General features: G+C 39.2%; 29 protein-coding genes and 1 pseudogene. 16 read left to right on the forward strand and 14 right to left on the reverse strand.

Translation table 11 applies throughout. The annotated features are described in order from the left end of the window. The 8 genes from cydB to FTU75_RS16540 form a co-directional block, all read right to left on the reverse strand. Positions 1-1,146 (reverse strand): cytochrome d ubiquinol oxidase subunit II, encoded by a 1,146-nt coding sequence (cydB, locus tag FTU75_RS16505; RefSeq protein WP_078188515.1) that lies wholly within the window; start codon positions 1,144-1,146, stop codon positions 1-3. Continuing rightward, positions 1,143-2,729, reverse strand: a complete 1,587-nt coding sequence (locus FTU75_RS16510; RefSeq protein ID WP_180116481.1) for a cytochrome ubiquinol oxidase subunit I — start codon at positions 2,727-2,729, stop codon at positions 1,143-1,145. Before FTU75_RS16510 ends, cydB begins: the two co-directional genes overlap by 4 nt. Continuing rightward, positions 2,729-2,920 carry a cytochrome oxidase putative small subunit CydP gene (gene cydP / locus FTU75_RS16515; protein WP_078188513.1) on the reverse strand — a complete coding sequence of 64 codons (192 nt, stop codon included), beginning with the start codon at positions 2,918-2,920 and terminating at the stop codon, positions 2,729-2,731. The genes FTU75_RS16510 and cydP overlap by 1 nt, the downstream gene beginning before the upstream one ends. A gap of 523 nt (positions 2,921-3,443) precedes the next feature. Then, a complete protein-coding gene (locus FTU75_RS16520; RefSeq protein WP_078188512.1) occupies positions 3,444-4,523 on the reverse strand; it encodes a porin in 1,080 nt (359 codons plus the stop codon). A gap of 310 nt (positions 4,524-4,833) precedes the next feature. Beyond that, positions 4,834-5,247, reverse strand: a complete 414-nt coding sequence (locus FTU75_RS16525; protein ID WP_078188511.1) for an HIT family protein — start codon at positions 5,245-5,247, stop codon at positions 4,834-4,836. A gap of 31 nt (positions 5,248-5,278) precedes the next feature. Then, positions 5,279-5,548, reverse strand: a complete 270-nt coding sequence (locus tag FTU75_RS16530) for a YARHG domain-containing protein (RefSeq protein ID WP_078188510.1) — start codon at positions 5,546-5,548, stop codon at positions 5,279-5,281. 88 nt (positions 5,549-5,636) lie between these two features. After that, positions 5,637-6,509: an NAD(P)-dependent oxidoreductase gene (locus tag FTU75_RS16535; protein ID WP_180116482.1), complete on the reverse strand. Its 873-nt coding sequence runs from the start codon at positions 6,507-6,509 to the stop codon at positions 5,637-5,639. 18 nt (positions 6,510-6,527) lie between these two features. After that, positions 6,528-7,622 carry an alpha/beta fold hydrolase gene (locus tag FTU75_RS16540; RefSeq protein ID WP_180116483.1) on the reverse strand — a complete coding sequence of 365 codons (1,095 nt, stop codon included), beginning with the start codon at positions 7,620-7,622 and terminating at the stop codon, positions 6,528-6,530. Between the two features lie 142 nt (positions 7,623-7,764). Here FTU75_RS16540 and FTU75_RS16545 point away from each other — a divergent pair, with 142 nt between their 5' ends. From FTU75_RS16545 to trpB, 10 genes are all read left to right on the forward strand, one after another. Beyond that, positions 7,765-8,952, forward strand: a complete 1,188-nt coding sequence (locus FTU75_RS16545; protein ID WP_180077034.1) for an O-succinylhomoserine sulfhydrylase — start codon at positions 7,765-7,767, stop codon at positions 8,950-8,952. A 32-nt stretch (positions 8,953-8,984) separates the two neighbouring features. Then, the gene (locus FTU75_RS16550) at positions 8,985-9,314 is read left to right on the forward strand and encodes a YbaB/EbfC family nucleoid-associated protein (RefSeq protein ID WP_180074039.1); all 330 of its coding nucleotides are present in this window, start codon (positions 8,985-8,987) and stop codon (positions 9,312-9,314) included. A 12-nt stretch (positions 9,315-9,326) separates the two neighbouring features. Then, entirely contained in the window at positions 9,327-9,923 is a 597-nt protein-coding gene (recR, locus tag FTU75_RS16555) for a recombination mediator RecR (protein WP_078188505.1), read from the forward strand. 201 nt (positions 9,924-10,124) lie between these two features. Beyond that, the gene (locus tag FTU75_RS16560) at positions 10,125-11,267 is read left to right on the forward strand and encodes an HRDC domain-containing protein (RefSeq protein ID WP_180077035.1); all 1,143 of its coding nucleotides are present in this window, start codon (positions 10,125-10,127) and stop codon (positions 11,265-11,267) included. Positions 11,268-11,391: 124 nt separating this feature from the next. Continuing rightward, positions 11,392-11,700, forward strand: a complete 309-nt coding sequence (locus FTU75_RS16565) for a YcgL domain-containing protein (RefSeq protein ID WP_180011296.1) — start codon at positions 11,392-11,394, stop codon at positions 11,698-11,700. 21 nt (positions 11,701-11,721) lie between these two features. Further along, positions 11,722-12,105: a hypothetical protein gene (locus FTU75_RS16570; RefSeq protein ID WP_180077036.1), complete on the forward strand. Its 384-nt coding sequence runs from the start codon at positions 11,722-11,724 to the stop codon at positions 12,103-12,105. A gap of 21 nt (positions 12,106-12,126) precedes the next feature. Further along, complete coding sequence (locus tag FTU75_RS16575) at positions 12,127-12,978, forward strand: MoxR family ATPase (protein WP_180011248.1); 852 nt, start codon at positions 12,127-12,129, stop codon at positions 12,976-12,978. Between the two features lie 147 nt (positions 12,979-13,125). Then, positions 13,126-13,509 carry a hypothetical protein gene (locus FTU75_RS16580; protein WP_180035770.1) on the forward strand — a complete coding sequence of 128 codons (384 nt, stop codon included), beginning with the start codon at positions 13,126-13,128 and terminating at the stop codon, positions 13,507-13,509. Between the two features lie 203 nt (positions 13,510-13,712). Further along, positions 13,713-14,900 (forward strand): VWA domain-containing protein, encoded by a 1,188-nt coding sequence (locus FTU75_RS16585; protein WP_180023550.1) that lies wholly within the window; start codon positions 13,713-13,715, stop codon positions 14,898-14,900. Positions 14,901-15,031: 131 nt separating this feature from the next. Continuing rightward, positions 15,032-16,240 carry a tryptophan synthase subunit beta gene (gene trpB / locus FTU75_RS16590; protein WP_180116492.1) on the forward strand — a complete coding sequence of 403 codons (1,209 nt, stop codon included), beginning with the start codon at positions 15,032-15,034 and terminating at the stop codon, positions 16,238-16,240. 9 nt (positions 16,241-16,249) lie between these two features. Here trpB and FTU75_RS16595 read toward each other — a convergent pair whose 3' ends face one another. The 4 genes from FTU75_RS16595 to FTU75_RS16610 form a co-directional block, all read right to left on the reverse strand. Next, on the reverse strand, positions 16,250-16,600 hold the full coding sequence (locus FTU75_RS16595) for a hypothetical protein (RefSeq protein WP_180116484.1): 351 nt from the start codon (positions 16,598-16,600) through the stop codon (positions 16,250-16,252). 122 nt (positions 16,601-16,722) lie between these two features. Further along, on the reverse strand, positions 16,723-17,154 hold the full coding sequence (locus FTU75_RS16600) for a CBS domain-containing protein (RefSeq protein WP_180116485.1): 432 nt from the start codon (positions 17,152-17,154) through the stop codon (positions 16,723-16,725). 106 nt (positions 17,155-17,260) lie between these two features. After that, a complete protein-coding gene (locus tag FTU75_RS16605) occupies positions 17,261-17,638 on the reverse strand; it encodes a DUF2750 domain-containing protein (protein ID WP_078193900.1) in 378 nt (125 codons plus the stop codon). 139 nt (positions 17,639-17,777) lie between these two features. Next, positions 17,778-18,011 carry a hypothetical protein gene (locus FTU75_RS16610; protein ID WP_078188494.1) on the reverse strand — a complete coding sequence of 78 codons (234 nt, stop codon included), beginning with the start codon at positions 18,009-18,011 and terminating at the stop codon, positions 17,778-17,780. Positions 18,012-18,233: 222 nt separating this feature from the next. Between FTU75_RS16610 and FTU75_RS16615 the strand changes: the two genes are divergently transcribed. Continuing rightward, a complete protein-coding gene (locus tag FTU75_RS16615) occupies positions 18,234-18,593 on the forward strand; it encodes a hypothetical protein (RefSeq protein ID WP_180023554.1) in 360 nt (119 codons plus the stop codon). Positions 18,594-18,702: 109 nt separating this feature from the next. After that, positions 18,703-19,026, forward strand: a complete 324-nt coding sequence (locus FTU75_RS16620) for a hypothetical protein (RefSeq protein WP_078193898.1) — start codon at positions 18,703-18,705, stop codon at positions 19,024-19,026. On the opposite strand, the gene FTU75_RS16625 is transcribed toward FTU75_RS16620, so the two are convergent. Together FTU75_RS16625 and FTU75_RS16630 are read right to left on the reverse strand one after the other, a co-directional pair. Next, the gene (locus tag FTU75_RS16625) at positions 18,950-20,518 is read right to left on the reverse strand and encodes a pitrilysin family protein (RefSeq protein WP_180116486.1); all 1,569 of its coding nucleotides are present in this window, start codon (positions 20,516-20,518) and stop codon (positions 18,950-18,952) included. The genes FTU75_RS16620 and FTU75_RS16625 overlap by 77 nt on opposite strands. A gap of 126 nt (positions 20,519-20,644) precedes the next feature. Continuing rightward, positions 20,645-21,958, reverse strand: a pseudogene (locus FTU75_RS16630) (M16 family metallopeptidase); the annotation flags it as partial. A gap of 249 nt (positions 21,959-22,207) precedes the next feature. Here FTU75_RS16630 and ftsY point away from each other — a divergent pair. From ftsY to FTU75_RS16650, 4 genes are all read left to right on the forward strand, one after another. After that, positions 22,208-23,314 carry a signal recognition particle-docking protein FtsY gene (gene ftsY, locus FTU75_RS16635; protein WP_180007272.1) on the forward strand — a complete coding sequence of 369 codons (1,107 nt, stop codon included), beginning with the start codon at positions 22,208-22,210 and terminating at the stop codon, positions 23,312-23,314. 175 nt (positions 23,315-23,489) lie between these two features. Further along, positions 23,490-24,176 (forward strand): nitroreductase family protein, encoded by a 687-nt coding sequence (locus FTU75_RS16640; RefSeq protein ID WP_180116488.1) that lies wholly within the window; start codon positions 23,490-23,492, stop codon positions 24,174-24,176. Positions 24,177-24,391: 215 nt separating this feature from the next. Next, entirely contained in the window at positions 24,392-24,985 is a 594-nt protein-coding gene (locus FTU75_RS16645; RefSeq protein ID WP_180035761.1) for a nitroreductase family protein, read from the forward strand. A gap of 182 nt (positions 24,986-25,167) precedes the next feature. Next, positions 25,168-25,845 (forward strand): DUF2057 domain-containing protein, encoded by a 678-nt coding sequence (locus FTU75_RS16650; RefSeq protein ID WP_180116493.1) that lies wholly within the window; start codon positions 25,168-25,170, stop codon positions 25,843-25,845. Positions 25,846-26,311 lie beyond the last annotated feature (466 nt).

Below are 26,311 nucleotides of genomic sequence, written 5' to 3' on the forward strand. Positions count from 1 at the left end.
TTAGTATAGGCTGTGTGAATTCTCTTCAATATGTTTGTTAGTGACCACACCCCACATCTTGTAGTAACACCAAGTTGTGTAGCACAGGATAATTGGGACAAAAATACACGCGGCAACTGTCATCACAGTCAGTGTATTTTTACTTGAAACCGCATCCCACATAGTCAAACTTACAGTTGGGTTGATGCTCGATGGCATAAGGAAAGGGAACAATGCAAAACCAGCAGTTAAGATTGCACCAATGACTGCCAAGCTTGAACCAAGGAAGCTAAAACCAGCTTTACCTTTACCTGCGGCAAGGATGATGATCAAAGCACCTAAAATAGCCATGATTGGCGCAATCATAGTAATTGGATAAGTACTGTAATTATTCATCCAACCTGGGTTGGCATTGGTGATCACTTCTTTAGCTAATGGGTTTGCAACGCCATTCGTGTCAAACGGTTGAGCTAATGTGTAGCCTTGGATATTACCAAAGTATAACCATGCGCCTGCAAGTAAGAAGCAAACCAAGAATACGATACCCATAAGTTGAGTCGCTTTTGCAGAGCGTGCACGTAGGTCGCCGTCTGTACGAAGCATGAGCCATGCACCACCGTGAGCGCAAAGCATAGATAAACTCACAATACCGCAAACTAAAGCGAATGGGTTAAGCAGTGCAAAGAAGCTACCTGTGTAAGTTGAGCGAACAGTTTCGTCCATAGTGAATGGTACACCGAGGAACATATTACCAAACGCAACACCAAATACGAGGGCAGGAACGGCACCACCAATTGCTAAACCCCAGTCCCAAGAATTACGCCACTTGGTATTTTCGAGTTTAGAACGGTAGTCAAAACCGACTGGACGTAAGAAGAGGGCGAAGAGTACCAGTAAAAGTGCCCAGTACATGCCTGAGAATGCAGTTGCATATACCATTGGCCATGCTGCAAACAGTGCACCACCGGCAGTAATAAACCAAACTTGGTTACCGTCCCAGTGTGGGGCAATCGTATTGATTGCCGCACGACGTTCTTCGTCTTTTTTACCTACGAATGGCATGATCGCCATTGAGCCCATATCGAAGCCATCGGTGAGGGCGAAGCCGATCAGTAGGACACCGACTAATACCCACCAAATGATTTTGAGTAATTCATATTCGATCATGCTTGAGCCTCCTCATTTGCCTTTTTTGCAGCTTCAAGTTTCTCGAAGTGGTATTTACCAGTATGTAGAGAACTTGGGCCAAGGCGTGAGAATTTAATCATTAAGTACATTTCAATGATCAGCAGTACAGTATAGAACGCTGCCAATGCAAGGATAGAACCCCATACATCACCTGTACTTAAGCTAGAAGCTGAAAGATGTGTAGGTAGAACTTCACCGATAGTCCAAGGTTGACGACCAACTTCGGCAACATACCAACCTGTTTGTGCAGCAATCCAAGGTAACGGTAGAGCAAACAAAGCAAACTTTAATAACCAAGGTTTATTTTCTGCATTACGTTTACCGACAGCAAAGGTAGCCAGTACGAACAGAAGGAGCATTAAGAAGCCAGAAGCAACCATTGCACGGAATGCCCAGAACAAGCTTGGAACATGTGGAATAGTGTCTTTTGCAGCAGCTTTGATTTGTTCTTCAGAAGCATCGACCACTTTGTCTGTGTATTTTTTCAGAAGCAAACCATAGCCCAAGTCTTTTTGAGACTCAGCAAATGCTGCTTTAAGTTCAGGAGACGTATCGCCTGCACGAAGTTGTTCTAACTGTGAGTAAGCCACCATACCGTTACGAATACGCGCTTCGTGTTGTACGATCAGGTCTTTAATACCTGTTACTTCTTTGTCAGTTGAACGTGTTGCGATAATCCCCATGACATAAGGAATTTTGATTGCGTAGTCAGTGGACATAGTTTCTTTATTTGGAATACCAAACAAAGTAAATGGCGCTGGAGCTGGGTGAGTGTCCCATTCAGCTTCAATCGCAGCAAGTTTAGTTTTTTGTACATCACCAATTTCATAACCAGATTCATCACCCAGTAAGATCACCGAAAGTGTAGACGCTAAACCAAAGATTGCAGCGATAGCGAATGAACGACGAGCAAATGGCAAGTCACGCTTTTTCAATAAGTAGTAACTTGAAATGGCTAGTACGAAAATAGCACCAGTCACATAACCTGCAGATACGGTATGTACGAATTTAACCTGAGCCACAGGGTTGAAAATCAGTGCGCCGAAGTCCACCATTTCCATACGCATAGTTTCATAGTTAAACGCGGAACCAACAGGGTTTTGCATCCAACCATTGGCCACTAAAATCCATAGTGCAGACATGTTTGAGCCAAGTGCAACTAACCAAGTGACTGCCAAATGCTGAACTTTAGATAGGCGATCCCAGCCGAAAAAGAATAAACCAATAAATGTTGATTCAAGGAAGAATGCCATCAGACCTTCAATGGCTAATGGTGCACCGAAAATATCACCGACATAGTGTGAGTAATACGCCCAGTTAGTACCGAACTGAAACTCCATGGTCAAACCAGTAGTAACACCTAATGCGAAGTTAATACCGAAGAGTTTTCCCCAGAATTTAGTCATGTCTTTATAAATTTCTTTGCCAGAAATCACATAGGTGGTTTCCATAATGGCAAGAATAAAAGCCAGACCTAAAGTCAGTGGAACAAAAATAAAGTGATACATCGCGGTCATTGCAAATTGGAACCGCGAAAGATCGACCACGCTTTCAGAAATCATCAACGTGTCTCCTTGATTTGGGAAGGACTGCCAGCAATATGCTCGGCAACTTGATTGTCAAAGTTTTTAGGGATAGTAGGGGCGTCAAACCAGATGTTCTTAATGATCATTAAAATAATCACTTTAATTATTAGTATTGCGGTTATTTCTCTGACCACACGACGATTTAAATCTTTGAATTTTAAGCTCATGGAGATAAGCCTATTCTTTAAACTTGTACTATATTATTAACAAATATATACAAAAAGCAAATAGGTTGAATAGTTAAAATAAAAATATATTATTAAGTAATTTAAATACAATTACTTATAGTGCTTATTAGTTAAAAAATAAACTAATTTTTTTATTTTAAATACTTGACTAAAACACTTGTGTTTAATTATTTTAAATCCGACTAAAACGCTTATATTTATATTTTAAATCCTGACTAATTTACTATATTTACTAAAAGTTACATTATTAATAATGAGAATCTTTATTGAGTGAATAAGATTTTTATTTGTTATGTTTAAGTTTTGCTAAAAAAAAGGGCTATTCATGTAGTGCTGTTAAACGATCTCTATATGGTTAATGTTAAAGAGGCTGGACTAAGTTTTTTAAATACTTTTTAAATATTTGATACATGATGAACTTAGCTTATTTTAGTCTTGAGACACTACATTTGAGTAAAAAAAAGACATACCGGAGTATGTCTTTTTTAGGGGGTATTGCAGCTTAGAAGTCGTAACGCAGACCAAGAGAAAGTGCAGTTGCATTTTCATCACCGATCCCTGAAATACCGTTACCGAAGCTACGTCCTTCTTTCCAAGGGTTGAGTTTAGAGTTTTTGTCGTTAAGCACAGTTGCTAAGTTGCCATATACGCGTAAAGTGCTATCTAACTTATGTTCTACACCCACACCGATCAAGCTTGCATTGGCATCATCAGCATCTACGTCACGGTAGAAGTATTCACCGCGTACTGAGGTTTTAGGCGTTACTTTATATTCGCCAGCTACACCAAAAACTTGAGCATCTGGGTTGGCTGTATCGTTGTCGTGTTTCGCAATTTGGTATAAAGCACCCAAGTTAAATTCTTCAGTTAACTTATATGCACCAGCAATACGGAAGGCATCACGACTTGCGCCACCTGCTGCGTTTGCTGCATTTTCATCATACTTTTCGTATGCTGCTGCAAAATCAATTGGGCCTTCTTTATAGGTTAGAGCAAGGTCATAGGCTTTGTTATCATCTTTGCCTTCGCCATCTGCTTCACGGTCAATTTGTGTACCTGAATGCATCGACATTGCAGCTAATACATTGAAACCACCGCCAAATTTTGGAGATTTATATTCAATGGTGTTTTCATTACGTTCATCAAATTTTAAGTTGCCTACACGTGTTACGTTACGAACGTCACCAACCATGTCACCGAAGAAGTTCACAGGGCTACGTGCGACTTTAAATGGGCTGTCAAAACGACCTACACGTGCTTGACCATAAGTTGAACTTTTTAAACCCACGAATGTGTCACGTGTTGAAAAATCTACACCTTTGCTGTCTTGGCTACCGCTTGCAAAGTTTACTTCTTGCTCAATTTGAGCGAATACGTTGAGGTCATCATTAATTTTTTGATCTACTTTGAAGCCTAAGCGTGAAGCGTTAGAAGAAAGACCAACTTCGTTGTAATCTTTACCATCATCTAGATAGTCAAGAGAGACATGTGCACGGCCATAAATTTTTACATCTGCAGCAGACGCCATCATTGGTGTAAGAATTGTTGCCCCGATTGCTAATGCACATAGAGTTTTTTTCATTTGAAGCTCCAGAAGACTTTTCCAGTCATATCAATATGTTTTATCAGTAGCTTGGCTAGAAGTAATTTCGCTATCTAATGGCGCTAAGTATTCATTACAAATAAGACAGTTCTATTAAGGAAATATTTCAAAACGGTGAAAGGTGATTTTTGGTTTAAATTGCTTTTATATTTATAAAAAATAATATTTATTAAATGCTTAGAGTTGTATTGAACAGTAAATTTTGCAGCTAAAAGTTCTTGGGATAATATTCGAGACATAAAAAATGGAGCCGAAGCTCCATTGATCATCACTTTAAATTCAATTGAACTTAAAGTGCTGCTTTGATTTTTTCGCCAATGGCTTTGATTTTTTCCATATCGCCCATTTGTGCGGCATGTTTACCTAGTTCATGGACTGAAGTCGGAATCAGGTGGAAATGCACATGCGGAACAGTTTGACCCGCAGCAGCGCCAGACAACTGCATCAATACGATACCTTTCACGTCTAAGGCTTTTTCCATTGCTTTCGCAACTTTTTGAGCTACCTGAATGGTATAAGCAGCCGCTTCTGGATCTAAATCAAGCAGCGTAATAGCAGGGGTTTTAGGAATTACGAGCGTATGACCTTCGGCCTGTGGCATGACATCCATAAAAGCGAGTACTTGATCATCTTCATAGACTTTAAACGCAGGAAGTTCTCCACGTAAAATCCGAGCAAAAATATTTTGATCATCATAAGTCATTGCTAAATTCCTTGAGCGAATTGAATCGTAATTATTTACAGTTCAATTCTTTCTGACGATCTTTGATCGCGTCAAGTCGTTGTTGCTCTTTTTCTGAAAATTTAGGCTTAGTTGTGTAGCAATTGTCATTGCCAAACTTCGCTTTAGCATCAGGATCTTTAAAGCAGAAACCTTTCGACGCATAAATCACATCATGGTCATTTTTCAACTTTTGGCATTCTTGCTCAGATGCTAAAACAGCAGTAGAAGCCCCGATTAAAGTTACAGCACCTAGCAAAGTTGCGAGGGTAAATTTGTTCATGCGAGTTTCCTCTGTCATTTGTAACAATGTGTGTTATGACACTAGAGTACAATATGATGGTTATTTATCGTTATTCAATGGCGAGTTATTACTCAATTGTAATTTTACTCCATTTTTCATACATAATCATAGCGCTTGAAAAATCACTGTTTTCTTCAGCTTGATCGCTTGCTGCTTGGATTAAATTTTGCGTCAAAGAGAGCACAGGTGCTGAAAGTTTTGCTTGTCGCACCAGATCAACAGCAATTCCCGTATCTTTTGCAAGTAATGGAAGTGCAAAGGTTAATGGGAAGCTACGATTCAGTACGCGCTGAGGTAAAACTGTTTCAGTCACATTACTTTTACCACTCGACGCATTAATACAATCGAGTGCCTCATGTAAGTCTACGCCATGCGCTTTTAAGGTGGTGAATCCTTCAGCAACTGCACAAAGATTTACAGCCATTAACATGTTGTTTACAGCTTTAACAGCAAAACCCGCACCCGGTTCACCCACATGTTTAATCAGTCTGCCAAATGTTTGGATCGCAGGTAATGCACGTTCAAAGGCTGCTGCGTCACCACCAATCATGACGGTTAATGTTCCCGTTTCAGCGCCAATGGTTTGTCCACTCACAGGGGCGTCTAAGAACGAAACGTTTTGTTGCTTTAAGGCTGCAGCGAGTTTTTTTGCAGATTCTGGCACACCGCTGGTACAGTCGACCCAAATCGAGCCTGATTTCAGCGTCACACTCGCAATTAAATTTTCAACATCTTGGCTGATGGGTAGACATGAAAAAATAATGTCCGCTTGTACTGCTTGCTCTAATGCAACCGCTTGCGTACCAAATTCAGCAGCATGTTGCTCTGCCTTGGTAAAGTTTCTATTCCAGACATAAACCGTGTCGAACTGTTTTGGTAGGTGCGCTGCCATACGGTAACCCATTGCGCCCAATCCGATAAATGCAACTGACTGAATCATCTTTACCCTCTAAATTTTTTATTTCAATAAACTGGATCTTTGTGTAAGCCACTGGGTCAAAGTTGGCCAAAATTGATTGGCACTTTTTTCACTCGACATCAGGCCGAGGTGACCACCGGGAATGAGAGTAAACGTGACATCTTGACTACTTGTCAATTCGCCTAAAGGACTTGCTGCATCAGCAGTAACGATTTGATCGGTAGAACCCGCGCCAATCAACAAAGAGCAGTGGATATTTTTTAATTTAATAACTTTATCTTTCAATTGAATAATGCCGTTTTTAAGTGGATTTTGTAGCCAAACATTGAACACCATGTCTTGGTTAATTCCACCCGGATAGTCAATCATGTGATTGAGAAAATCGCCCATGGTTGCATGTTCATACAGATCATGCAGATTATCTAAGTTAGATAAAAATTGTTTTTGGCTTTTGAACCAACCCAGTGGATCGACGATTTTAAATCCAATCGCATTGAGCACACCCGGTGTATGGATAAAATGTTTAGGGATTTTCCCTGTGTAGACCGTATCTTGTAAATTCTTACTACGTGAAAGCAAGCGATTGGTTTTTTGAAATAGCTTTCCGATACGACCTGAGGCATAGCTATCAATCGGCGCGCCCATCACCATTAGATTTTTAACATGTTCAGGTTGATGTAATGCGGTATACAGCGTGACAAAGACTCCAGCCATACTCCAACCGTGTAGCGAGATGTATCGACTATCTGCATGCTCACAAATTTGATCAATACAATGTGGAATCACATCATCAATAAACGATAGAAAATTTAAGAAACGATCTTGATAGTTTAATTTTCCCCATTCCAGCAAATAGACATCAAAGCCACTGTGTTGAAAATGTTTAACCAATGAGCGATATGGATACAAATCATAAATCGCCATATTGATGGCCAGTGGAGCAACAAACACTAAGGGTTCTTTGTATTTACGATCAGGCGAAGCGTAATACCGAACTTTTGCATGTTTATATTCAGTAATTACTTCATAGGGTGTCGATTGAGAAAGGACCAACGATTTTGCATTAAACACACGTGTAGACAAGTGTTTAATTTTCTTTTGCTGCGCCAGAAATTTCTGTTTGAAAGGGTGCATAACTGTCAATTGCCTAAGTCCTTGTAGGATTGGTCGAAGTCTAAGCGATAATTTAGTATTTTACCTTGACCTTAAATAGCTTAGACGCTCAAAATATTGGCAATTCTTCACAAAGGCAGTTCTTCGCGACTGAGTAATACAGATGAGCCAACAAGACGACATCGAATACCAATTAGAGACTTTAGCGATTCGTACAGGTCATACTCGTACTTTTGAGGGTGAACATAGTGAGCCAATTTTCCTGACTTCATCATTTGTTTGTGAAAGTGCAGCAGATGCCGCAGCAAAATTTTCAGGTCAAATTGAAGGCAATACCTATTCACGTTATACCAATCCAACTGTACAAGCTTTCGAAAAACGTTTAGCTGTTTTGGATGGTGCTGAAGCCGCTGTTGCGACAAGTTCAGGTATGGCGGGCGTACACGCGATCACTTTGGCATATTTGAAAGCTGGCGATCATGTGGTGTGTTCACGTGCTGTCTTTGGTTCGATCATTTCTCTGTTTGAAAAATATGTCATCAAATTTGGTGTTGACGTTACTTTTGTTGATTTGGAAGATTTAGATGCTTGGAAACAAGCGATTCGTCCAACGACACGCCTCTTGTTTATTGAAACACCGTCAAACCCATTAGCTCAAGTAGGGGATTTACAAGCCATTGCTGATATTGCACATGCGCATGGGGCATTATTTGCAGTCGATAATACTTTCTGTACACCGGTGTTACAGCAACCGATTAAATTTGGTGCGGACCTCGTGATCTACTCATCAACAAAATATATTGATGGTCAAGGTCGTGCGCTCGGTGGTGCTGTTGTAGGTAGTGCAAAATTGATGGAAGAGATTACAGGTGTTATTCGTACACTGGGTAACTCGATGAGTCCATTCAATGCATGGATCTTCCTGAAAGGCCTAGAAACTTTAAGCTTACGTATGAAAGCTCACTGTGTAAGTGCTCAGACTTTAGCTGAATGGTTGGATGCACACCCGAAAGTTGAAAAAGTGTACTATGCGGGACTTCCAAATCACGAAGGTCATGAGTTGGCGAAAAAACAACAAAAAGGCTTTGGCGGAGTTGTATCGTTTGTTGTGAAAGGCGAACGTGAAGGCGCTTGGACAGTGATTGATAATACTAAGTTCCTTTCTATTACAAGTAACTTGGGTGATGTAAAGTCAACAATTACCCATCCTGCAACGACTTCTCATGGCAGAATGTCAGCAGAAGCGAAAAAAGCAGCAGGGATTAGCGAAGGTTTAATTCGCGTATCTGTTGGTTTAGAAGATATTAATGATATTATTCGCGATCTTTCACGCGGTTTAGATCTTATCTAAAGTGAATTCATCAGTTTTGTTCGGAGATTTTTATGAACATTAATATGCTCATGCAGCAAGCTCAACGCATGCAAAAAGAAGTTGAGAGCAACATTAAAAAAGCCAAGGAAGAGCTTGCACAAGTTGAAGTTCACGCTGAAGCAGGTGGTGGTCTGGTTAAAGTTACTATGACTGCACGTCATGTAGTGAAACGTATCGAAATCAATCCTGAACTACTTCAAGATGATGCAGATATGATTGAAGACTTAATTGCAGCAGCAATGAATGATGCTTCACGTCAAGCTGAAGCGATTTCAGAAGAAAAACTGAAATCTGCAAACTCTGGTATGGGTCTTCCACCAGGTCTTTCAGGTTTATTCTAAGGAATACGTTAAATGTTTAGTGATCGTTTTGATCAACTTGTACAGGCATTGCGTATTTTACCAAGCGTTGGGCCAAAGTCGGCTCAACGTATGGCACTGCACTTAATCATGAAAAACAGGGAAGGCGCTGTCGGTCTGGCACATGCCTTGACTGAAGCAACCAACTATATTCATGAATGTTCCATTTGCCATTCATTGACTGAAGATGAAGTATGCAACATTTGCGTCTCTTCAGAGCGTGATGATCAACTGCTTTGTGTGGTTGAATCTCCTGCAGATGTCATGGCAATCGAGCAAAGTGGTAGTTTTAGAGGGAAATATCATGTATTGGGTGGGCATTTGTCGCCACTCGACGGTATTGGCCCCGACGAAATTGGTATCCCATATTTAATTCAACGACTAAGTGATGGTAAAGTGCAGGAAGTGATCTTGGCGACCAATGCAACAGTTGAAGGTCAAGCGACAGCACATTATTTGGTTGAAGCGACTAAACATTTACCAATACAAATGACCCGTATTGCACAGGGTGTACCACAGGGTGGTGAGCTTGAATATGTGGATAGTCATACCTTAAGTCAGGCCGTGCATAACCGAATGCGAATGAAGTAAATATAGAGCGAAACTCGTTTCGCTTTGTATAATTTTTATCTAATTATTTATACTTAATAACGATTAAAGTTTTTGTTTACAATGAATAAAAAAGCTAAATAAAGGAAATAAGTCACTAAAATAACGTTTTTCCTTATAGATAAATAATATATATCAGTTAATATAAGCTCATAGAGCATCTAAAATTAGACTCAGCAACTTATGTATCAATTCATTCAAAATCAGCCAGATTTAAATTGCGTTTTAAATCTTATGGACCAAAGCTCGATTTACGGACTCGACACCGAGTTTATAAAAGTAGATACCCTGTGGCCCAAACTTGGACTTTTCCAAATTAATGTACAAAATCAGGTGTATTTACTTGATGGTACAACCCTCGATTTAAGCCAATTCTGGCAAAAATTATTTGCAGCTCAGCAAAACATTTTTCATGCATGTAGTGAAGATATCGACCTGATTTATCACTATGCACAGCATAAGTCTTTAGAAAATGTCTTTGATACCCAAGTTGGGATGTCATTTTTAGGGCATGGCTTACAAGTCAGCTATCAAAATGCCTTAAAAACTATGCTCGATGTAGATATAGATAAAGATCAGACACGTTCAGATTGGTTGGCTCGTCCACTCAGTGCCGAGCAATTGAACTATGCAGCGAATGATGTACATTATTTAATGAATTTAAGCCATACGATTCAGGATGAATTGGCTGCGAAAAGTTTATTAAATTGTGTGCTTGAGGACTGCAAAAATTTAACTTATGAAATTGGCACTGAAACGCCGATCCATTTGCTGTATCACGATATTGGTAATTATCGACATTCACGTCGTCAGCTCATGCAAATTCAGCAATTGGCCGTTTGGCGTGAGCAAATGGTGAAAGCCTTAAATCAGCCACGTAGCTTTATTCTTAAAAACTCAACCATCATTGATATGGTTGAAAAAAATCCAAAAAATAATTTTCAATTGAGTGCGGTGAAAGACATTCGTCCGAACATTGTGCGTGAGCATGGTAAAATTATTTTAGATTTGTTGAAGTTTTTACCTGAACAAGCTGAATGGCCGCTGCGTATGGCACGTCCAATTCGTCACTCTTCTCAGGATATTGGTTCACGCGTCGATACCGTTATTCAGCGTGCAGTACAAGAAACCTCTGTGCCTAAAGAAGTTTTAATGCGCAAAAAATGGTTAAATGCTTTGTATCAGCATGTGGTTTTTCATAATGATGAACAAGATTTACCGAGTTATTTGTTGGGCTGGCGCTATGATTTGCTGACGAAGCCTTTAATTGAAGTGCTGCATGCCGATGAAAGCTATCTTTCTGGTCAAATGAAAGTGATGGAATAAGTTCTGATTGATTAAAGAACTATCACTTATACAAATTCACGACTGATGCGTTAATAAACACTAATGTATCAGTCTTTTTTTTGATGTATCCTTTGCCTTGCGTTTAATGAGTATTGATTCAATTATGTACTGTTCTATCTACAAATCGAGCAAAAAAGATGAAATGTATCTTTATATTGCTCGTCCTGAAGTTAATGAAAACGAAACTGAAGCGACAGATCCGCTTGCAGTAATGCCTGATGCATTACGTACAGCATTTGGTCGTGCCACATTTGTCATGGATCTAGAACTCAGTGAATCACGCAAACTTGCACGTGTGAACGTATTACACGTCATAGATTCTATTGAAACAAAAGGATTCTTTATTCAGATGCCTCCAGAAGGTTTAATTGACCCAAATGCAGTTGAGCCAGAAGGCTTGCGCGGCGCTTAAGTTAATTCAGGAGTTGTGAAAATGAATGGTGTAGTATCGGTATTGGACTCAATTCCTGAAAGCAGTATTGCAATTACGGTTTACCTAGGTGGGGCTGTAATTGCTTTGTTGTGTTGGTATGGGCTGATGAAGCGCTTACCCAAATCGATCGGTGCCATTGGTTGGCTTATCGTATTTGCTATTTTATTAACACCAACCGTTTCTGAAGGTTCAAATGCAGCGATCGCACCTGCGATTTTTGGTTTGATTTTTGGTGTATTAACAAAAGATCAGCCATTGGTTTGGTTGAATCTATCGCTGATTCTCTTTGTGGTGGGTATTGGTTTAGTCCTTGGTTATTTTTGGACCAAATACAATGCAGCGAAACCACAGCACGTTGTTAACAAGAAAATTTCACCGCTTTAAATAAAAAAATAAGGTTATATCATGTCTGTTGAAACTCAACAATTTACTGGTACAGATCAATATATTGCGACCGATAGCTTAAAACTTGCAGTAAAAGCTGCACGTTCATTGCAAAAGCCACTTTTGGTTAAAGGTGAGCCGGGGACAGGTAAAACTCTTTTAGCCGAACAAGTGGCTGAAAGCTTAGGGCTTAAGCTCATTACGTGGCATATCAAATCTACAACCAAGGCTCAACAAGGTTTATACGAGTATGACGCCGTATCTCGTCTACGTGATAGTCAGTTGGGTGATGACCGTGTTTATGACATTAAAAACTATATTAAGCCGGGTAAGCTTTGGGAAGCGTTCACCAGTGAAGAACGTTGTGTACTTCTAATTGACGAGATTGATAAAGCAGATATCGAATTCCCTAATGATTTGCTGCATGAACTCGATAAAATGTCCTTCTTTGTGTATGAGACGGGTGAAACGATTACGGCAACACAACGTCCAATCGTGATCATTACTTCAAATAATGAAAAAGAACTTCCAGATGCCTTCTTGCGTCGTTGTTTCTTTCATTATATTGAATTCCCTGACGAAGCAACCATGCGTGAAATCATCGATGTACATTTTGAAAATATTTCAAATACCTTGGTCTCTGAAGCACTACAAATTTTCTTTAAATTACGTCAAATTCCGGGTTTAAAGAAACCGCCTTCAACCTCTGAGTTGATTGATTGGTTGAGTTTGTTGATGGCGGATGATATGCCAGAAGATATTTTACGAAATACGGATAAATCGAAATCAATTCCACCACTTTATGGTGCCTTGATTAAGAACGAACAAGATGTGCAATTGCTTGAACGTCTAGCATTTATGTCACGTCGTTAATTGATATCAATTCTATCAAAGATTTAAAAGCCGGTTATCCGGCTTTTATTTTGAGCATTAAAAATGTAAAGGTGAATTATACAGACAAGCGCATACGTATCACGTGTACATTTAGCTGTACCTAGGAGGTTTAAGTCGGCAGCACTCTTGTTGGTTGCGAGTTTTTATTTTTCTAGTTTTAGCTATGCGATGGATGATGCTCAGTTTGAACAGCAGCATCAACAGCTACTCCAGGATGCGTATTGGGCGCAAGTTGCAGAACATCAACTTAAAGAAAAGCTCATTGATAAATCAGATCATCTCGCAGCTCAAACGGCCATTCAGCAAAAGGCCTGTGCTGCAACTGTACTTGAGCTGAAATACTATGATTTTGTGATCTTGCATCTAAGTGACTTTAACCGCTATAGAAACCATCAAGGTTTTCATAAAATCGTATCTATTGAACATTTGCAGCAAGATCGCCTCAATGTTCAACACAAATATGAAACTCTTAAACAATCGCTTAATAATAGAAATGCGACTTGCGAATAAATCATGCTGTATGTGTTTCTTTGGGTAGGAGGGCAACGTATATGAACACGCAGTAAAAGCTTTTGGCTTTACTTGTAGGGATCAATTTTTCATAATGGTGGATGTAAAGGCAAGACTCAGTTGCAGATGAAATAACAAGATCACATGCATTCACACTGGATTTGACCTCCTGATATTTAATTTTTATTGGATTTTATTCGCCTATGTTTGTGCGATTGTTTTATACCCTTCGAAAATACGGTGTTCCTGTTTCAACTCGTGAATTGATTGACTTGAACCAAGCAGTGGCAGCAGGGCTGGTCTTTGCAGATCAAAATGAATTTTATCAGCTTGCAAAAACCGTTATGGTCAAAGATGAGCGTTACTTTGATAAGTTCGACCGTGCAATGAAAGACTATTTTGACGGTATTGCCACCTTTGATTTGGATGAACTATTAAATCAGGTGCATAAATTGCCAAAGGATTGGTTTGATCTCGAACTCATCGAAAAACATCTAACACCTGAACAACGAGAAGAATTAAAAAAAGCCGGATCATTAGAAGAATTGATGAAAATGCTTGAAGAGCGTTTACGCGAACAGCATAAAAAGCATCAAGGTGGTAATCGGATGATCGGTACGGGCGGTACCTCGCCCTTTGGTGCCTATGGTGACCATCCTGAAGGTGTGCGTATCGGTGGGCCTGGTCGTAAACGATCTGCGGTGAAAGTTTGGGAACAACGTCAATACCGAAATCTAGATGATGAGCAGATTCTCGGTAGTCGTCAGATGCAGATGGCTTTGCGTCGTTTGCGTAAATTTGCCCGCCAAGGTGCAGCAGAAGAGCTAGATATCGACGGAACCATTCGTGAAACAGCCAAACAAGGAATTTTGGATGTGCAGTTGGTTCCTGAACGACGTAACCGCATTAAAGTCTTGATGCTGTTTGATGTTGGGGGCTCGATGGATTCACATATTGCCCAATGTGAGAAGCTCTTTACCGCGGCTAAAACTGAATTTAAAACCTTAGATTATTTCTATTTCCATAACTGTTTATATGACTATGTGTGGAAAGATAATATTCGCCGTTCAAGCACGCGTATGAATACTTGGGATCTATTCAATACCTATGGGCGTGATTACCGCGTCATCGTGGTCGGTGATGCAAGTATGGCACCGTATGAGTTGAACTCTGTAGGTGGTTCTGTGGAGTATATGAATGATGAAGCGGGTCAGGTGTGGTTACAGCGCTTACGCAATCACTTTGATAAAACAGCATGGTTAAACCCCGAAGAAGAAAGTTATTGGCACTACACCCAAACCATAGCTGCGATTAAACAAATCTTTGAAGATCATATGTTCCCAATGACCCTAAAAGGCGTGGAAGATATGACGAAATATTTAGCGCGCTAAAGCGTTAAAAACGATACTTTTTCTTATCAATGATGTTTATATTACATACTCCAATTTTGCATTGTTTCTTATTTTCAAAATTGGATAGTATTTAAAAGTCTTTGTTCTGCATACAACATGAAGGAAATATGATGGATCATCAAATTAATGGTATCGCATTACCTAATGAAGAAGGTTTCTTCGGTAAATACGGTGGGCAGTTCATTCCACCAGATTTAAAACAGGCAATGGATGACATTAATGTTGCTTATGAGCAAATTCGTCATACAGAGGAATTTCAAAATGAATTGAAGGATTTGTTTGCACACTATGTTGGACGTCCAAGCCCATTGTTTTATGCGAAGCGCTTGTCTAACAAATTAGGTGGGGCACAAATCTACCTCAAGCGTGAAGATCTTAACCATACTGGCGCACATAAAATTAACCACTGCCTTGGCGAAGCTTTGTTAGCAAAATACATGGGTAAAACCAAAGTGATTGCAGAAACTGGCGCAGGTCAGCATGGTGTGGCATTAGCAACGGCTTGTGCCTTGGTGGGCATTCCATGTGAAATTCACATGGGGCAAGTGGATATTGAAAAAGAACATCCAAACGTGGTGAAAATGAAGATTTTAGGTGCCAACCTAATCTCTGTCACTCGTGGTACAGCTACGCTTAAAGATGCAGTAGATAGCGCTTTTGAAGAATATTTAAAAGATCCAACCAATTTTATTTATGCGATTGGTTCAGTGGTTGGTCCACATCCATTCCCGAAAATGGTTCGTGACTTCCAGTCAATTATTGGTGATGAAATTAAAGTTCAGACCAACGAGCGTTTTGATGCAAATCCTGACTATGTGGTTGCATGTGTGGGTGGTGGATCCAATGCCGTTGGTGCATTTACAGCATTCCTCAATGACACCGATGTTAAACTTGTGGGTGTAGAGCCGGCTGGTCATGGCTTAGATACCAATATGCACTCTGCGACGTTGACATTGGGTAAGCCAAGTCAAATTCATGGCATGGCATGTTATGTCCTTGAAGATGAACAGGGTGAACCATTACCAGTGCATTCAATTGCATCAGGTTTGGATTATCCAGGAGTGGGGCCACAACATAGCTTGTTAAAAGACCTAGGCCGTGTTGAATATACAACAGCGACAGACCAAGAATGTTTAGATGCATTCATGACGCTTTCACGTGTGGAAGGTATTGTTCCTGCACTAGAAAGTTCACATGCGGTTGCTTGGGCAATTCGTGAAGCGCCAAAACTTGCTAAAGATGTGAAGATTGTGGTTAACGTTTCAGGCCGTGGCGATAAAGACTCAGACTATGTGGCTGAAAAATTAGGTTTAAATTAATTACTGCCATTAAAAAAGACTATGCTGCTCATCATCTGTTGATGGTGCAAAAATCTTTTGCAGTTGTATAGCCCGATCTATATTCGAAGTATCCCAGTTTTTAACTGGGATATTTTTTTTGACATAATTTTTATAAAAAGTGTGGTTAATGCTTGATGTAATTGGAATTAACTCAGGATGTAGCGCATAAATAATAGCTTTTGCATCTAAAATTTCAGCGATAGAAGTAGCAATCTCCAAATTAATCGTACGTCGGTGGTATTGCAGCAGTTCATCGTCTTTCATAGAAACCATCAAGCGTTCCAATTCTAAAATGATGGCATCAAGGTGGGCTAATTTATCTAAAGCAGGTTTCAACATAAGAAAGGAAATTGAGAAAAGTAATTAATTTGTAATGTATATGTCATTACAAACTGTGAGTTATATAAAATTATTGATCTTTAGAATTCCCCCTTAAAGCTTGTTAAGGGGGATTTTTGAGTTTAGCCAGAAATATATTGCTGTAGCTGTTCAATGAGTTTGCGTTGATCATCCATTGCTGCTTTTACAAGGTCACCGATGGAGATTAAGCCTGTTAATTTCTGTTCCTCAACGACAGGTAAATGACGTAAATGGCGATCTGTCATGAGTTCTAAACATTCTTCGACAGTCGCTGCACTTGTTACAGTGATGACACTACCCGTCATAATTTCACTGACGGAGGTATCGAAAGAGGTTCTTTCCATGAGTGCGATTTTACGTGTGTAGTCACGCTCAGACAAAATACCAACGACTGTGCCTTCATGGGTCACAACGAGGGCACCAATGCCTTTTTGTGCCATCAGGGAAATGGCTTCGAGTACAGTCGCATCTGGAGTGATGGTGTAGATTTCTTGAAAAGCTTTGTCTTTAAGTACTTGGGCAACTGTAGTCATATTTTCATTCCTTTATAGTAGTTTTTGTTTAATTTAAATTAGCGCGAAATTTGAAAAAAGCAAATACTTTTCAGTGCATGCAGAGGTCAAACATGCACTGAGGGTTTTATGCCATTTGAATCTTATTTTGGTTAAAAAAGAATAAACGCATTTGCGAGGTTGTGAGCTTGAGACGGATGTGGCTAGAGCTATGCAACGCAGGGATAACTTTAAGACGTGTTAATGTCGGTAATAGCGATGCCTCAAAATCTTGTGGTGTAATGCGTCGTGGAGTGTAGTTGGGCCAATGCTTTTTGGCATATTTATGCGCTTGAATGCCATTTAACCAAAACGGGAAGATAATATGATCTTGATCGCTGGTCATTGCCCAACCTTGTTGGTGGTAGAGACCCCAAAGGACTCCACAGTACATCATGGTTTTTAAAATACTAATTTTATAAAATAAATCTTTTGGAATAGGTTTATATTGCTTTAATTTAGACATCATATGCAGCGTGTTGTTGATGTTGCTCCTATTGTAGAAAATTCTTATGAAAAAGCTGTGTAAGCTTTGAACTTGATTGTAAGAATTTATGTAGTTAAAAGTTGAAGGGTGTAAAAAACGCCACCTTAGTGACGTTTTGTTATGCTTGCAAAGTGGCCATGTTCTGCCAATATTGCGCTTTGAGTGAGTCACGTTCTACGCGGAAGCCTTGATAATAAAGTTCAGCCAAAAATAACGCTGCTTTACCATGTCCAGCACGAGCTGCATCTTCCAATTCATGAACTGCATCGCTGAAGTTCATTTGAGATTGAATTGTGTTTACCGCATTTGCGTATACATGTTCGAGTTCATGTTGAGAGAATTGTTGAATCATATTTAACTCCTTATTCTAATTATGATCATTAAGGGCCCATTCTTTAGCCCTATTAACTAATTTAACTAAGTATTATTAAACTAATATTACAATTATCTTGAATTGTCAACTATTCACGTAAATATTTCTAATTTGCTATAGTTTACATGATTAAACAATGGACAATTGTTTTCGTGAGTAAAATACTATCATAAGAAGTTGTAGATAATAAGGAGAAGTAAAATGACAAGAGTTTTAGACGGTTTAACTTTAGATTATCCTCCGACATTAGCGCAAATTGTGGAGTTGGCACATCTACATCGTCGCAATCTTGATGAAGCAATTTTTCATCAAGAAATTCATTTAGGGGATTTTGGTTTGGCACAGCGCAAACGTGTATATGATTTCACACGGGATTTAGATAAGGGACAGCGCTTAGAATTTTACAATGCATATAATGGCGAATTACTCAAAATCGCCGATGATGATGATTTACATCCTGCGCATGCAGAAGGTGGAATGAGTATTTTTGCAGTATTTATCGTTTTGGCGATTATTGCATTAATTCTTTATTTTGCGGTGATACGTACCATTATTCATTAAATTGTTTAGCTAACTCACAGACTGAAAAGGCGAACTGATACAGTTTTAAGCGCTGTGACTTGAACTTCTTGAACGTCAGCCATACACTACTTTGAACCTGAGGTAGTGTATGACTATTGATTTAGAAAAAATTATTCAATTCAAATCTAAAATACAGCTAGAGCAAATTTATAATATCTTTGTTTCAGTCATGATCGTGGTGATTTTGGTATTGGCTGTGATTGCCTTATATCGTCCTATTTCGGTGCAGCAATACCAAAACGTGTCACGACTTGCGTTGCAGCAAAGTTATCCTGAAACACAGGAAATGGCGATGCTGCTGAGACAGCAAGATCGCATTCGTGTGGGTGCTTATCTTAAATTGATGCATGCTTATCAGATGGAGTCTGTGCGGGCACATCAACTTCCGGCTTTGGCAGAGGAACAGCTTTAGTTGCAGGGATTATCTTGGTTGGAGCTGCATGTACATTCTTCTCCAATATCTGCTGTACTTCATTTTTATCTAAAGTTTTGCTCACTACAATCACAGTCATATTTTCAGGGTGCATATAAGTACGAACCGCATTTTGTACATCAGCTACAGTTATTTTTTCCAATAATTTGGGGTACTGGGTCAAATAATCTGGATCTTGTTGATAAAAACCCAATAGACCAAGCTGTGCATTGATCGTTGCATTACTGCTGTAATTATTTGGAAAAGCACGCAGCATGCCTGCTTTGGTTTCTTCCATTTGTTTTTGATCAATAGGCATTTTGACAAAATCATTAAAAGCCTTATGTGCCACTCGGATACTATCTATTAGCTGATCTTGACGTGTTCCATAGCTAAAGCTAAAGATACCAGGTGCTTGGCTAAAGCTAAATGCACTATAGGCACCATAAGTATAGCCACGTTTAACGCGAAGCTCTTGCATGAGGACCGAGTTAAAACCTCCACCACCAAACATTCGATTGGCTACTTCTAGGGCTAATCGATCTTTGTTATCACGTGTCGTTCCTAAATGTCCAAACATGATGTTGGCTTGGGTGGAATTGTAGGGAAGATGGATAATATCAAACCCTTGTTTTTCTTCTGGTTGTGCAAGTGCCTTGGCTTTTTCGCCTTGCTTTAAGTTTCCAGAAATACGTTCTGCTAGGTTCTGCGCTTCTTTTTTGCTGAGTTTACCTGTAATGGCAATATTCATGTTTTGAGCAACTAAGAATTGATCACGAAACTTTTTTAAAATGTCAGGGGTGATTTTTTTGATACTGCCATTGGTTCCAGTAATCGGTTCTGCATAAGGATGTGTGCCGTATACAGCCCGATAGAAACGAATATTCATTAAGCGACTTGGGCTTTCTTGGAGTTGTTTCTGACCAGCTTGGTTATTGCTGAGTGCTAAGTTGAGACTGGAGTTTTTAAAAGTCGCATTTTTAATCACATCCATCATCATACTTAAAGCTGGTTCTAATTTTTTAGGGTCTGACAATACGCGTAGCCGAACGACAAACATATCTCGATGTGCTTGTACGCTAAATTGAGCACCTGTTTGGTCAAAAACCGAGGCAATTTGCGTTGCATTGTATTTTTCTGTGCCTTCATCGATTAAACGTGCAGCCATGTTGGCAACACCATACAAGCCTTTTCCGACTTCTTCATCACGAGCAGAACCTGCATTAAAGGTCAGTTGAATATCCACCATAGGTAGATCTTGTGATTCAACAAACAGGCTATTTACGCCATTTCGGTTTTTCAGCACTTGAACAAGCGGAGCACGGTAGTCTTTATCAATCTGTAAATTCTTTAAACTTTGCAGCATGGGGATAGATTGTAATTGGCTCGGATTATCGTTGAGGTCAGGAACATTTTCCTTATAAGTTTCTGCATGAAGGATTGAGCCAAACGCAGTGAGTAAGCTTAGAGATAAAATTTTCGTAATAGTCATCACTAATCCTTACAAGACGCTTTCAGTGTTTTGGGTTGAGCTGATTTGTTGCTCTGGAATAACAACTTCCGTTTGAGCGGATTTTACTGTTTGATCTGTTTTATTTGAGGTTGTTGGAACCTCCGTCTGTTCTGGAAGTAGATACATGGTGCTTAAATTTTCTCGGACAAAATACGCATTGGCGACACGTTGAATATCCTGTGCGCTGACGTTTTCATATAGTTTTGGTAATTCGTCCATTAGCCTGAAACTGAGCCCATTGACTTCTAAGTTACCGATCGTCTTGGCTTGGCTACTGATGTCATCTTGGTTATAGACTAAATTGGAGACAAAACGTGTGGTGATACGTTCAACTTCTGGTGTTTTGACTAATTCTGTTTTTAAAGTGTCGATTTCATCTTGTATCGCTTTTTGCGCTTGTTCCATTTTGACGCCATCGGCAGGGAGTGCTGAAATGGTAAATAAGCTATCTCCACGATTGTATGGATCATAAGAAACACTTACAGCCGTAAGTAAATTTCTATCGCGTACCAGTTTGTCTTGTAGGCGAGATGAGATCCCACTGTCTAAAATATTGCGAATAATATTGAGTGCATAAGCATCTTGTGGGTTTTTTGCGGTAGCCAGTGAGCGTACATTCCACGCCATATACAAATTGGGCACTTGTACGGGTAAATTTAGTTCCATATGACGATAGCCCACACGCTCGAATTCCCTCACATCGTTACGATCAGGTGTTTTACGTGATGGAATATCACCAAAGTATTTTTGAACTTGACGAATGGCTGCTTCGGCATCGACATCACCGACAATCACCAAAATGGCATTGTTCGGGGTATACCAATCTTTATACCATTGTTTTAAATCTGCCAATTTGATGTTTTGCAGATTTTTCATGTGTCCAATGACGGGTTGACGATAGTGACTGGTTGGATAAGAGATCCATTTGAAACGTTCATAAGCCAAAGAACGAGGATTGTCATCTGTGCGCTGTCTGCGTTCTTCCATAACCACTTTAATTTCAGGGTCGAAATCTTGTTGTTGCAATCGTAAATTACTCATACGATCCGCTTCAAGCTCCAGCGCCATAGGGAAATAGGCTTTTGGATACAACTGATAATAATTGGTGTAATTGGTAAAGGTTGCAGCGTTAATACTGCCGCCATAGATACGGCTGAGACGTGTAAATTCATCATTAGGAACTTTGGTGGTTCCTTTAAACATCATATGTTCGAGCGCATGAGAGATCCCTAATAGATTGCCCGACTCATCACTACTGCCAACACGATACCAAATATGAGTCATTACCATCGGCGCACGGTGGTCTTCACGGATAATGACCTTTAAACCATTTTTAAACGTGGTTTCAAAGGTGCTACGCGTTAATTGGGTACGTGTGTCTGCATGTAGATGAGTTGCTGACCAAAGGCAACTGCTAATGACACAGATAGGAAGCGCAGAGCGAAATAAAGTTTTAAAAAGACAAGGAGAAAATCTGTTTTTATGGGACACAAAGGAATCCATTAAAATGCATTTTATAGCTATCTAGTGTTCCTAAAGTTAATTTTGATTGCAAGTTCAACATGTTGTTTTTTAGTGAGCTTCGCTCTGTCAGGCGTGTATCGACTCAATTTAAGATAACTTATGATAGAATCGGTTTTTTAACGCAGTGCTTTTCAAGGATTCGGCATGCAACAGCAATCTCATGGGCAGAATAAATTTTTGATTGATGCTGATATCGGTGATGACGATGTCACGCTACCGAGTTTACCTGCGGTAAATGTGCCGATTATCGAGACACCGAAAGTACAGCAAGAAGTTGCTGCACCATTACAAGAAACAGAGTCAGAAACTGAAGACTCGAAGGTGAAAGGCGGCTTCTTTAGTCGTATGAAAGAAGGTCTAGCAAAGTCACGTAAGAACTTGGCAGACGGCATGGTGAATATCCTGATCGGTGGAAAGGAAATTGACGATGAACTTTTAGAAGAAGTCGAAGAGCAACTTTTGGTTGCTGATATTGGTGTTGATGCAACCAAAACGATTATTGCGAACTTAACTGAACGTACTGAACGTGGCGATTTAATTTACTCGCACTCTTTATATAAAGCGCTTCAAGAAGAACTGGTGGCATTACTTGCACCACGTGTTAAACCGCTACATATCGACAGCAATAAAAATCCGTATGTGATTTTGGTTGTTGGTGTAAATGGTGTGGGTAAAACCACCACGATTGGTAAATTAGCGAAACGCTTACAAGGTGAAGGTAAAAAAGTAATGTTGGCTGCTGGTGATACATTCCGTGCAGCAGCCACAGAACAATTACAAATTTGGGGCGAACGCAATAATATTGCCGTTGTGGCTCAAGGTCATGGTGCAGATTCTGCTTCAGTTATTTTTGATGCATTTGAAAGTGCTCGTGCAAAAGGCGTAGACGTGCTGATTGCAGATACCGCAGGTCGTTTACACAACAAAGGACACCTCATGCAAGAGTTGTCTAAAGTAAAACGTGTAATGCAAAAAATTGATGCTACAGCTCCGCATGAAGTGATGTTAGTGGTAGATGCTGGCACAGGTCAAAATGCTATTAACCAAGTTGAAATGTTTGACGAGGCAGTAGGGCTTACAGGTCTAACTATTACTAAGCTTGATGGTACTGCGAAAGGTGGTGTGTTATTTAATATTGCAAGCCGTACCCATGTGCCAATTCGTTTTATTGGTGTAGGTGAGAAAATTGATGACTTGCGTCCATTCTCAGCAAAATCATTTGTCGCAGCATTATTTGAAACTGATAAATAAAATGCGTTAAATGTCACATAAACTCCGCAAAATGCGGAGTTTTTTGTTTTTGAGCTTACTGATTGATTTAAAAAGCAACATGTGAATAAATCATAGTCAAAATTCAGCCTAATAAACCCTTAAAATAAGTAAGGAATTGTTGTTTATATATAAAAATTGCTTTGGGGTGTTTAGGATGGCGTTACTCGATAAAATTGGTCATGTATTGACTGCGGATATCACTAAAGATTTTAAATTAAAAAAGAAAAATACCGACCAAGAAGTAGAAGCGTCCTTTGTCGATCAACTAAAGAAACGTCGTAGTATCTATGAGCTTGGAAAGAAGGTGCATTACAGTCAGGCTTATTTGGCCGAACTGATCCAAGAGTCGGTTAGAAGCTGTCCATCTGCATATAATTCGCAAAGCACACGTATTGTGGTTTTATTTGGCGAATCTCATCAAAAATTTTGGGACATTGTAAAAGACGTACAACGCAAGAATGTTGCGAGTTATATTTTTGAGGGCGTGGCGCTCAAAATAGATCAGTGTGCGGCTGGCCTGGGAACTGTGCTTTTCTATGAAGATCAAGCTGTGATTCAACAATTACAAAAGAAAGTGCCATTAAGTGCACAAGATTTTCCAGTATGGTCGGAACAAACGTCTGGCATGGCTCAATTCGCAGTATGGACTTCGATCGCAGATGCAGGTTTAGGCGCATGTTTACAACACTATAATCCACACATTGATTATGCTGTTGCTGAACACTTTGATATTTCAAAACAATGGCTGCTTCGAGCGCAGTTGGTCTTTGGTTCAATTGAAGGTCAAGCGCCTGAACGTTTAGAACCAGAAGATCAAGATCAGTTTAGAATTTATGAGTAATTTCTATGTTCTGTAAGTTGCTTTGATTTCTGCCGTACTAAAGACAGTGAAACCAAAATCTGAATGTAAGTGGGTTGTAGGTATTTAGATGCTTGCAACTGATTGTTCTAGAAATAAGACACAATGTTGTAAATATAGTCATGCAACGGTTAAAAACTTCACCTATTATAAATCTCAACTTAGTAAGCTAATTGAAAATAAAAAGAGGTCTTGTAATGTCATTCTTGAATCAAATCGAACAACGTCGCACAATCTATTCTATTGGTAATAACGTTACTTTATCGCAAGATGAAATTGAGCAAACCATTAAAGATGCTGTACGTTTAAGTCCGTCATCATTTAACTCTCAAACGTCTCGTGTGGTTATTCTGTTTGGTGATGCACATCAAAAATTCTGGAATATCGTACGTGAAACGTTACGTAAAATTGTACCTGCAGATGCATTTGAAGGAACCAATGGCAAGATTAATAGTTTTGCAGCAGGTTTTGGTACAGCATTATTTTATGAAGATCAGGCTGTAGTAAAAGCTCTCCAAGAACAATTTGCACTTTATGCAGATAATTTCCCAGTATGGTCTGAACACTCAACAGCGATTGCTCAATTTGCTACTTGGACGGCTTTGGCTGAAAAAAATATCGGTGCATCATTGCAACATTACAATCCAATTGTTGATGCTGAAACAGCTGCGGCATTTGATGTGCCAGATCAATGGAAACTACGTGCACAACTTGTTTTTGGTTCGATTGAAGCGCCTGCAGGCGAAAAAACATTTATTGCAGATGAAGAACGATTCAAAACATTTAAGTAATGATGGTGTGATGAATTAAAAAGGATGCATTAAGCATCCTTTTTTTATATGCAAAATTCTTAAATGAATATCAAAATAATGTCTTGAAACAAAATATACAGTGATTGTTAGATGTCATAAGATTGTCATATATGCATTGCATAGTGCATTCCAAACTAAATAATTGATAAAGAGTGATAATGATGACTTTAAGATTAACTGTTGCTGCTGCAGCGCTGATGTTAAGTAGTGCCGGATTTGCAGCTGTAACTTTGACTGTTCCGGAAGAAATTAAAATAGTTGCAGTTAATGATCAAGAAGTTACTGGTGGTTTATTTCGATCTACGGAGAAGTATAAGCTTGATGCAGGTGAAAACCTATTAACGGTACGTTATAGCGAATTTTTTCAACATGCTGATAATTCTCACGATATTTTAAAGTCAGGTGTGGCCGCTATTCGTACTCCAGCACTGATTGATGGTCAAGAGTATCGTTTGGGTCTAGTCAATGCACCAAAAGATTTTGATGCTGCGCAAAAATATAAAGACCAACCGATATTTGGTTTGTATGATAGATCTAATCAATTACTTGTGCAGCAAGCTGGGGCGAAGAAAGAACAAAAATCGATTTTCTCCAATGGTGTTTTTGGTAATGCTGTAGATTTTACGAAGAAAGAAGCTGTACCAGAAAATCAACCGGCACCTGTTTATGCACAATCCTTAAATGTAAAACCAACAAATGTGGCAGCTCCTGTGGTCGCTCCAAAAAATATAGCTGTTCATCAAAATGTGGCAGATCAACAATTAATTCAGCTTTGGCAGAAGGCTAGTAAAGCTGAACGACAAAAATTTATGAGTTGGTTGGCTGAGCAAGCAAACTAAAGTCACTTTTGTAATTTCATTAGTTTTCTTAAAATCCGTGTTATTTGAAAAGTCCGTTGAATTACGGGCTTTTTAGATTGAAGAATATAAAAATCACCAATAATTATAAAATTCGTCTTTCATAAAGCAAAATATACGGATATATTGATCTTTAAATAAGCAATAAATTGCTTTTAGTTTAAAAAATAAACACTCAAGCAAAATATTATAGAAAATTCTATGATAGGGGCTTGTGTTTGTTTTGAAACTCTATAGAATACGCTGCATACCAACGCAGACAGCGATAAACGTAAGGTTTTTAGTTGTTTGATGTTGTTTCTTATTTGCTGACGAAGCATTAAGAAGATCATTAAGAGATTATGAAGAACAACTTGTGTGGATTTTTACTGGTTGATTGATCGAAATTATTTTCATTGATTAATGGTAGAAATTACTCGAAGTTTATTTGAGCAAATTTTTGTCAGTA

Source organism: Acinetobacter sp. YH12140, from assembly GCF_013418475.1.
Lineage (GTDB): Bacteria > Pseudomonadota > Gammaproteobacteria > Pseudomonadales > Moraxellaceae > Acinetobacter > Acinetobacter amyesii.

Bases quoted from the DNA above. Each gene is read 5' to 3' on its own strand.
- FTU75_RS16550 (WP_180074039.1), top strand. From the start codon at position 8,985: ATGAACATTAATATGCTCATGCAGCAAGCTCAACGCATGCAAAAAGAA.
- FTU75_RS16525 (WP_078188511.1), bottom strand. From the start codon at position 5,247: ATGACTTATGATGATCAAAATATTTTTGCTCGGATTTTACGTGGAGAA.
- cydB (WP_078188515.1), bottom strand. From the start codon at position 1,146: ATGATCGAATATGAATTACTCAAAATCATTTGGTGGGTATTAGTCGGT.
- FTU75_RS16585 (WP_180023550.1), top strand. From the start codon at position 13,713: ATGTTTGTGCGATTGTTTTATACCCTTCGAAAATACGGTGTTCCTGTT.
- FTU75_RS16545 (WP_180077034.1), top strand. From the start codon at position 7,765: ATGAGCCAACAAGACGACATCGAATACCAATTAGAGACTTTAGCGATT.
- FTU75_RS16595 (WP_180116484.1), bottom strand. From the start codon at position 16,600: ATGTTGAAACCTGCTTTAGATAAATTAGCCCACCTTGATGCCATCATT.
- FTU75_RS16510 (WP_180116481.1), bottom strand. From the start codon at position 2,729: ATGATTTCTGAAAGCGTGGTCGATCTTTCGCGGTTCCAATTTGCAATG.
- FTU75_RS16575 (WP_180011248.1), top strand. From the start codon at position 12,127: ATGTCTGTTGAAACTCAACAATTTACTGGTACAGATCAATATATTGCG.
- FTU75_RS16570 (WP_180077036.1), top strand. From the start codon at position 11,722: ATGAATGGTGTAGTATCGGTATTGGACTCAATTCCTGAAAGCAGTATT.
- FTU75_RS16610 (WP_078188494.1), bottom strand. From the start codon at position 18,011: ATGATTCAACAATTCTCTCAACATGAACTCGAACATGTATACGCAAAT.
- cydP (WP_078188513.1), bottom strand. From the start codon at position 2,920: ATGAGCTTAAAATTCAAAGATTTAAATCGTCGTGTGGTCAGAGAAATA.
- FTU75_RS16645 (WP_180035761.1), top strand. From the start codon at position 24,392: ATGTCATTCTTGAATCAAATCGAACAACGTCGCACAATCTATTCTATT.
- trpB (WP_180116492.1), top strand. From the start codon at position 15,032: ATGGATCATCAAATTAATGGTATCGCATTACCTAATGAAGAAGGTTTC.
- FTU75_RS16600 (WP_180116485.1), bottom strand. From the start codon at position 17,154: ATGACTACAGTTGCCCAAGTACTTAAAGACAAAGCTTTTCAAGAAATC.
- FTU75_RS16625 (WP_180116486.1), bottom strand. From the start codon at position 20,518: ATGACTATTACGAAAATTTTATCTCTAAGCTTACTCACTGCGTTTGGC.
- FTU75_RS16615 (WP_180023554.1), top strand. From the start codon at position 18,234: ATGACAAGAGTTTTAGACGGTTTAACTTTAGATTATCCTCCGACATTA.
- FTU75_RS16530 (WP_078188510.1), bottom strand. From the start codon at position 5,548: ATGAACAAATTTACCCTCGCAACTTTGCTAGGTGCTGTAACTTTAATC.
- FTU75_RS16640 (WP_180116488.1), top strand. From the start codon at position 23,490: ATGGCGTTACTCGATAAAATTGGTCATGTATTGACTGCGGATATCACT.
- FTU75_RS16535 (WP_180116482.1), bottom strand. From the start codon at position 6,509: ATGATTCAGTCAGTTGCATTTATCGGATTGGGCGCAATGGGTTACCGT.
- FTU75_RS16605 (WP_078193900.1), bottom strand. From the start codon at position 17,638: ATGTCTAAATTAAAGCAATATAAACCTATTCCAAAAGATTTATTTTAT.
- FTU75_RS16520 (WP_078188512.1), bottom strand. From the start codon at position 4,523: ATGAAAAAAACTCTATGTGCATTAGCAATCGGGGCAACAATTCTTACA.
- FTU75_RS16565 (WP_180011296.1), top strand. From the start codon at position 11,392: ATGTACTGTTCTATCTACAAATCGAGCAAAAAAGATGAAATGTATCTT.
- FTU75_RS16540 (WP_180116483.1), bottom strand. From the start codon at position 7,622: ATGCACCCTTTCAAACAGAAATTTCTGGCGCAGCAAAAGAAAATTAAA.
- FTU75_RS16560 (WP_180077035.1), top strand. From the start codon at position 10,125: ATGTATCAATTCATTCAAAATCAGCCAGATTTAAATTGCGTTTTAAAT.
- recR (WP_078188505.1), top strand. From the start codon at position 9,327: ATGTTTAGTGATCGTTTTGATCAACTTGTACAGGCATTGCGTATTTTA.
- FTU75_RS16650 (WP_180116493.1), top strand. From the start codon at position 25,168: ATGACTTTAAGATTAACTGTTGCTGCTGCAGCGCTGATGTTAAGTAGT.
- FTU75_RS16620 (WP_078193898.1), top strand. From the start codon at position 18,703: ATGACTATTGATTTAGAAAAAATTATTCAATTCAAATCTAAAATACAG.
- ftsY (WP_180007272.1), top strand. From the start codon at position 22,208: ATGCAACAGCAATCTCATGGGCAGAATAAATTTTTGATTGATGCTGAT.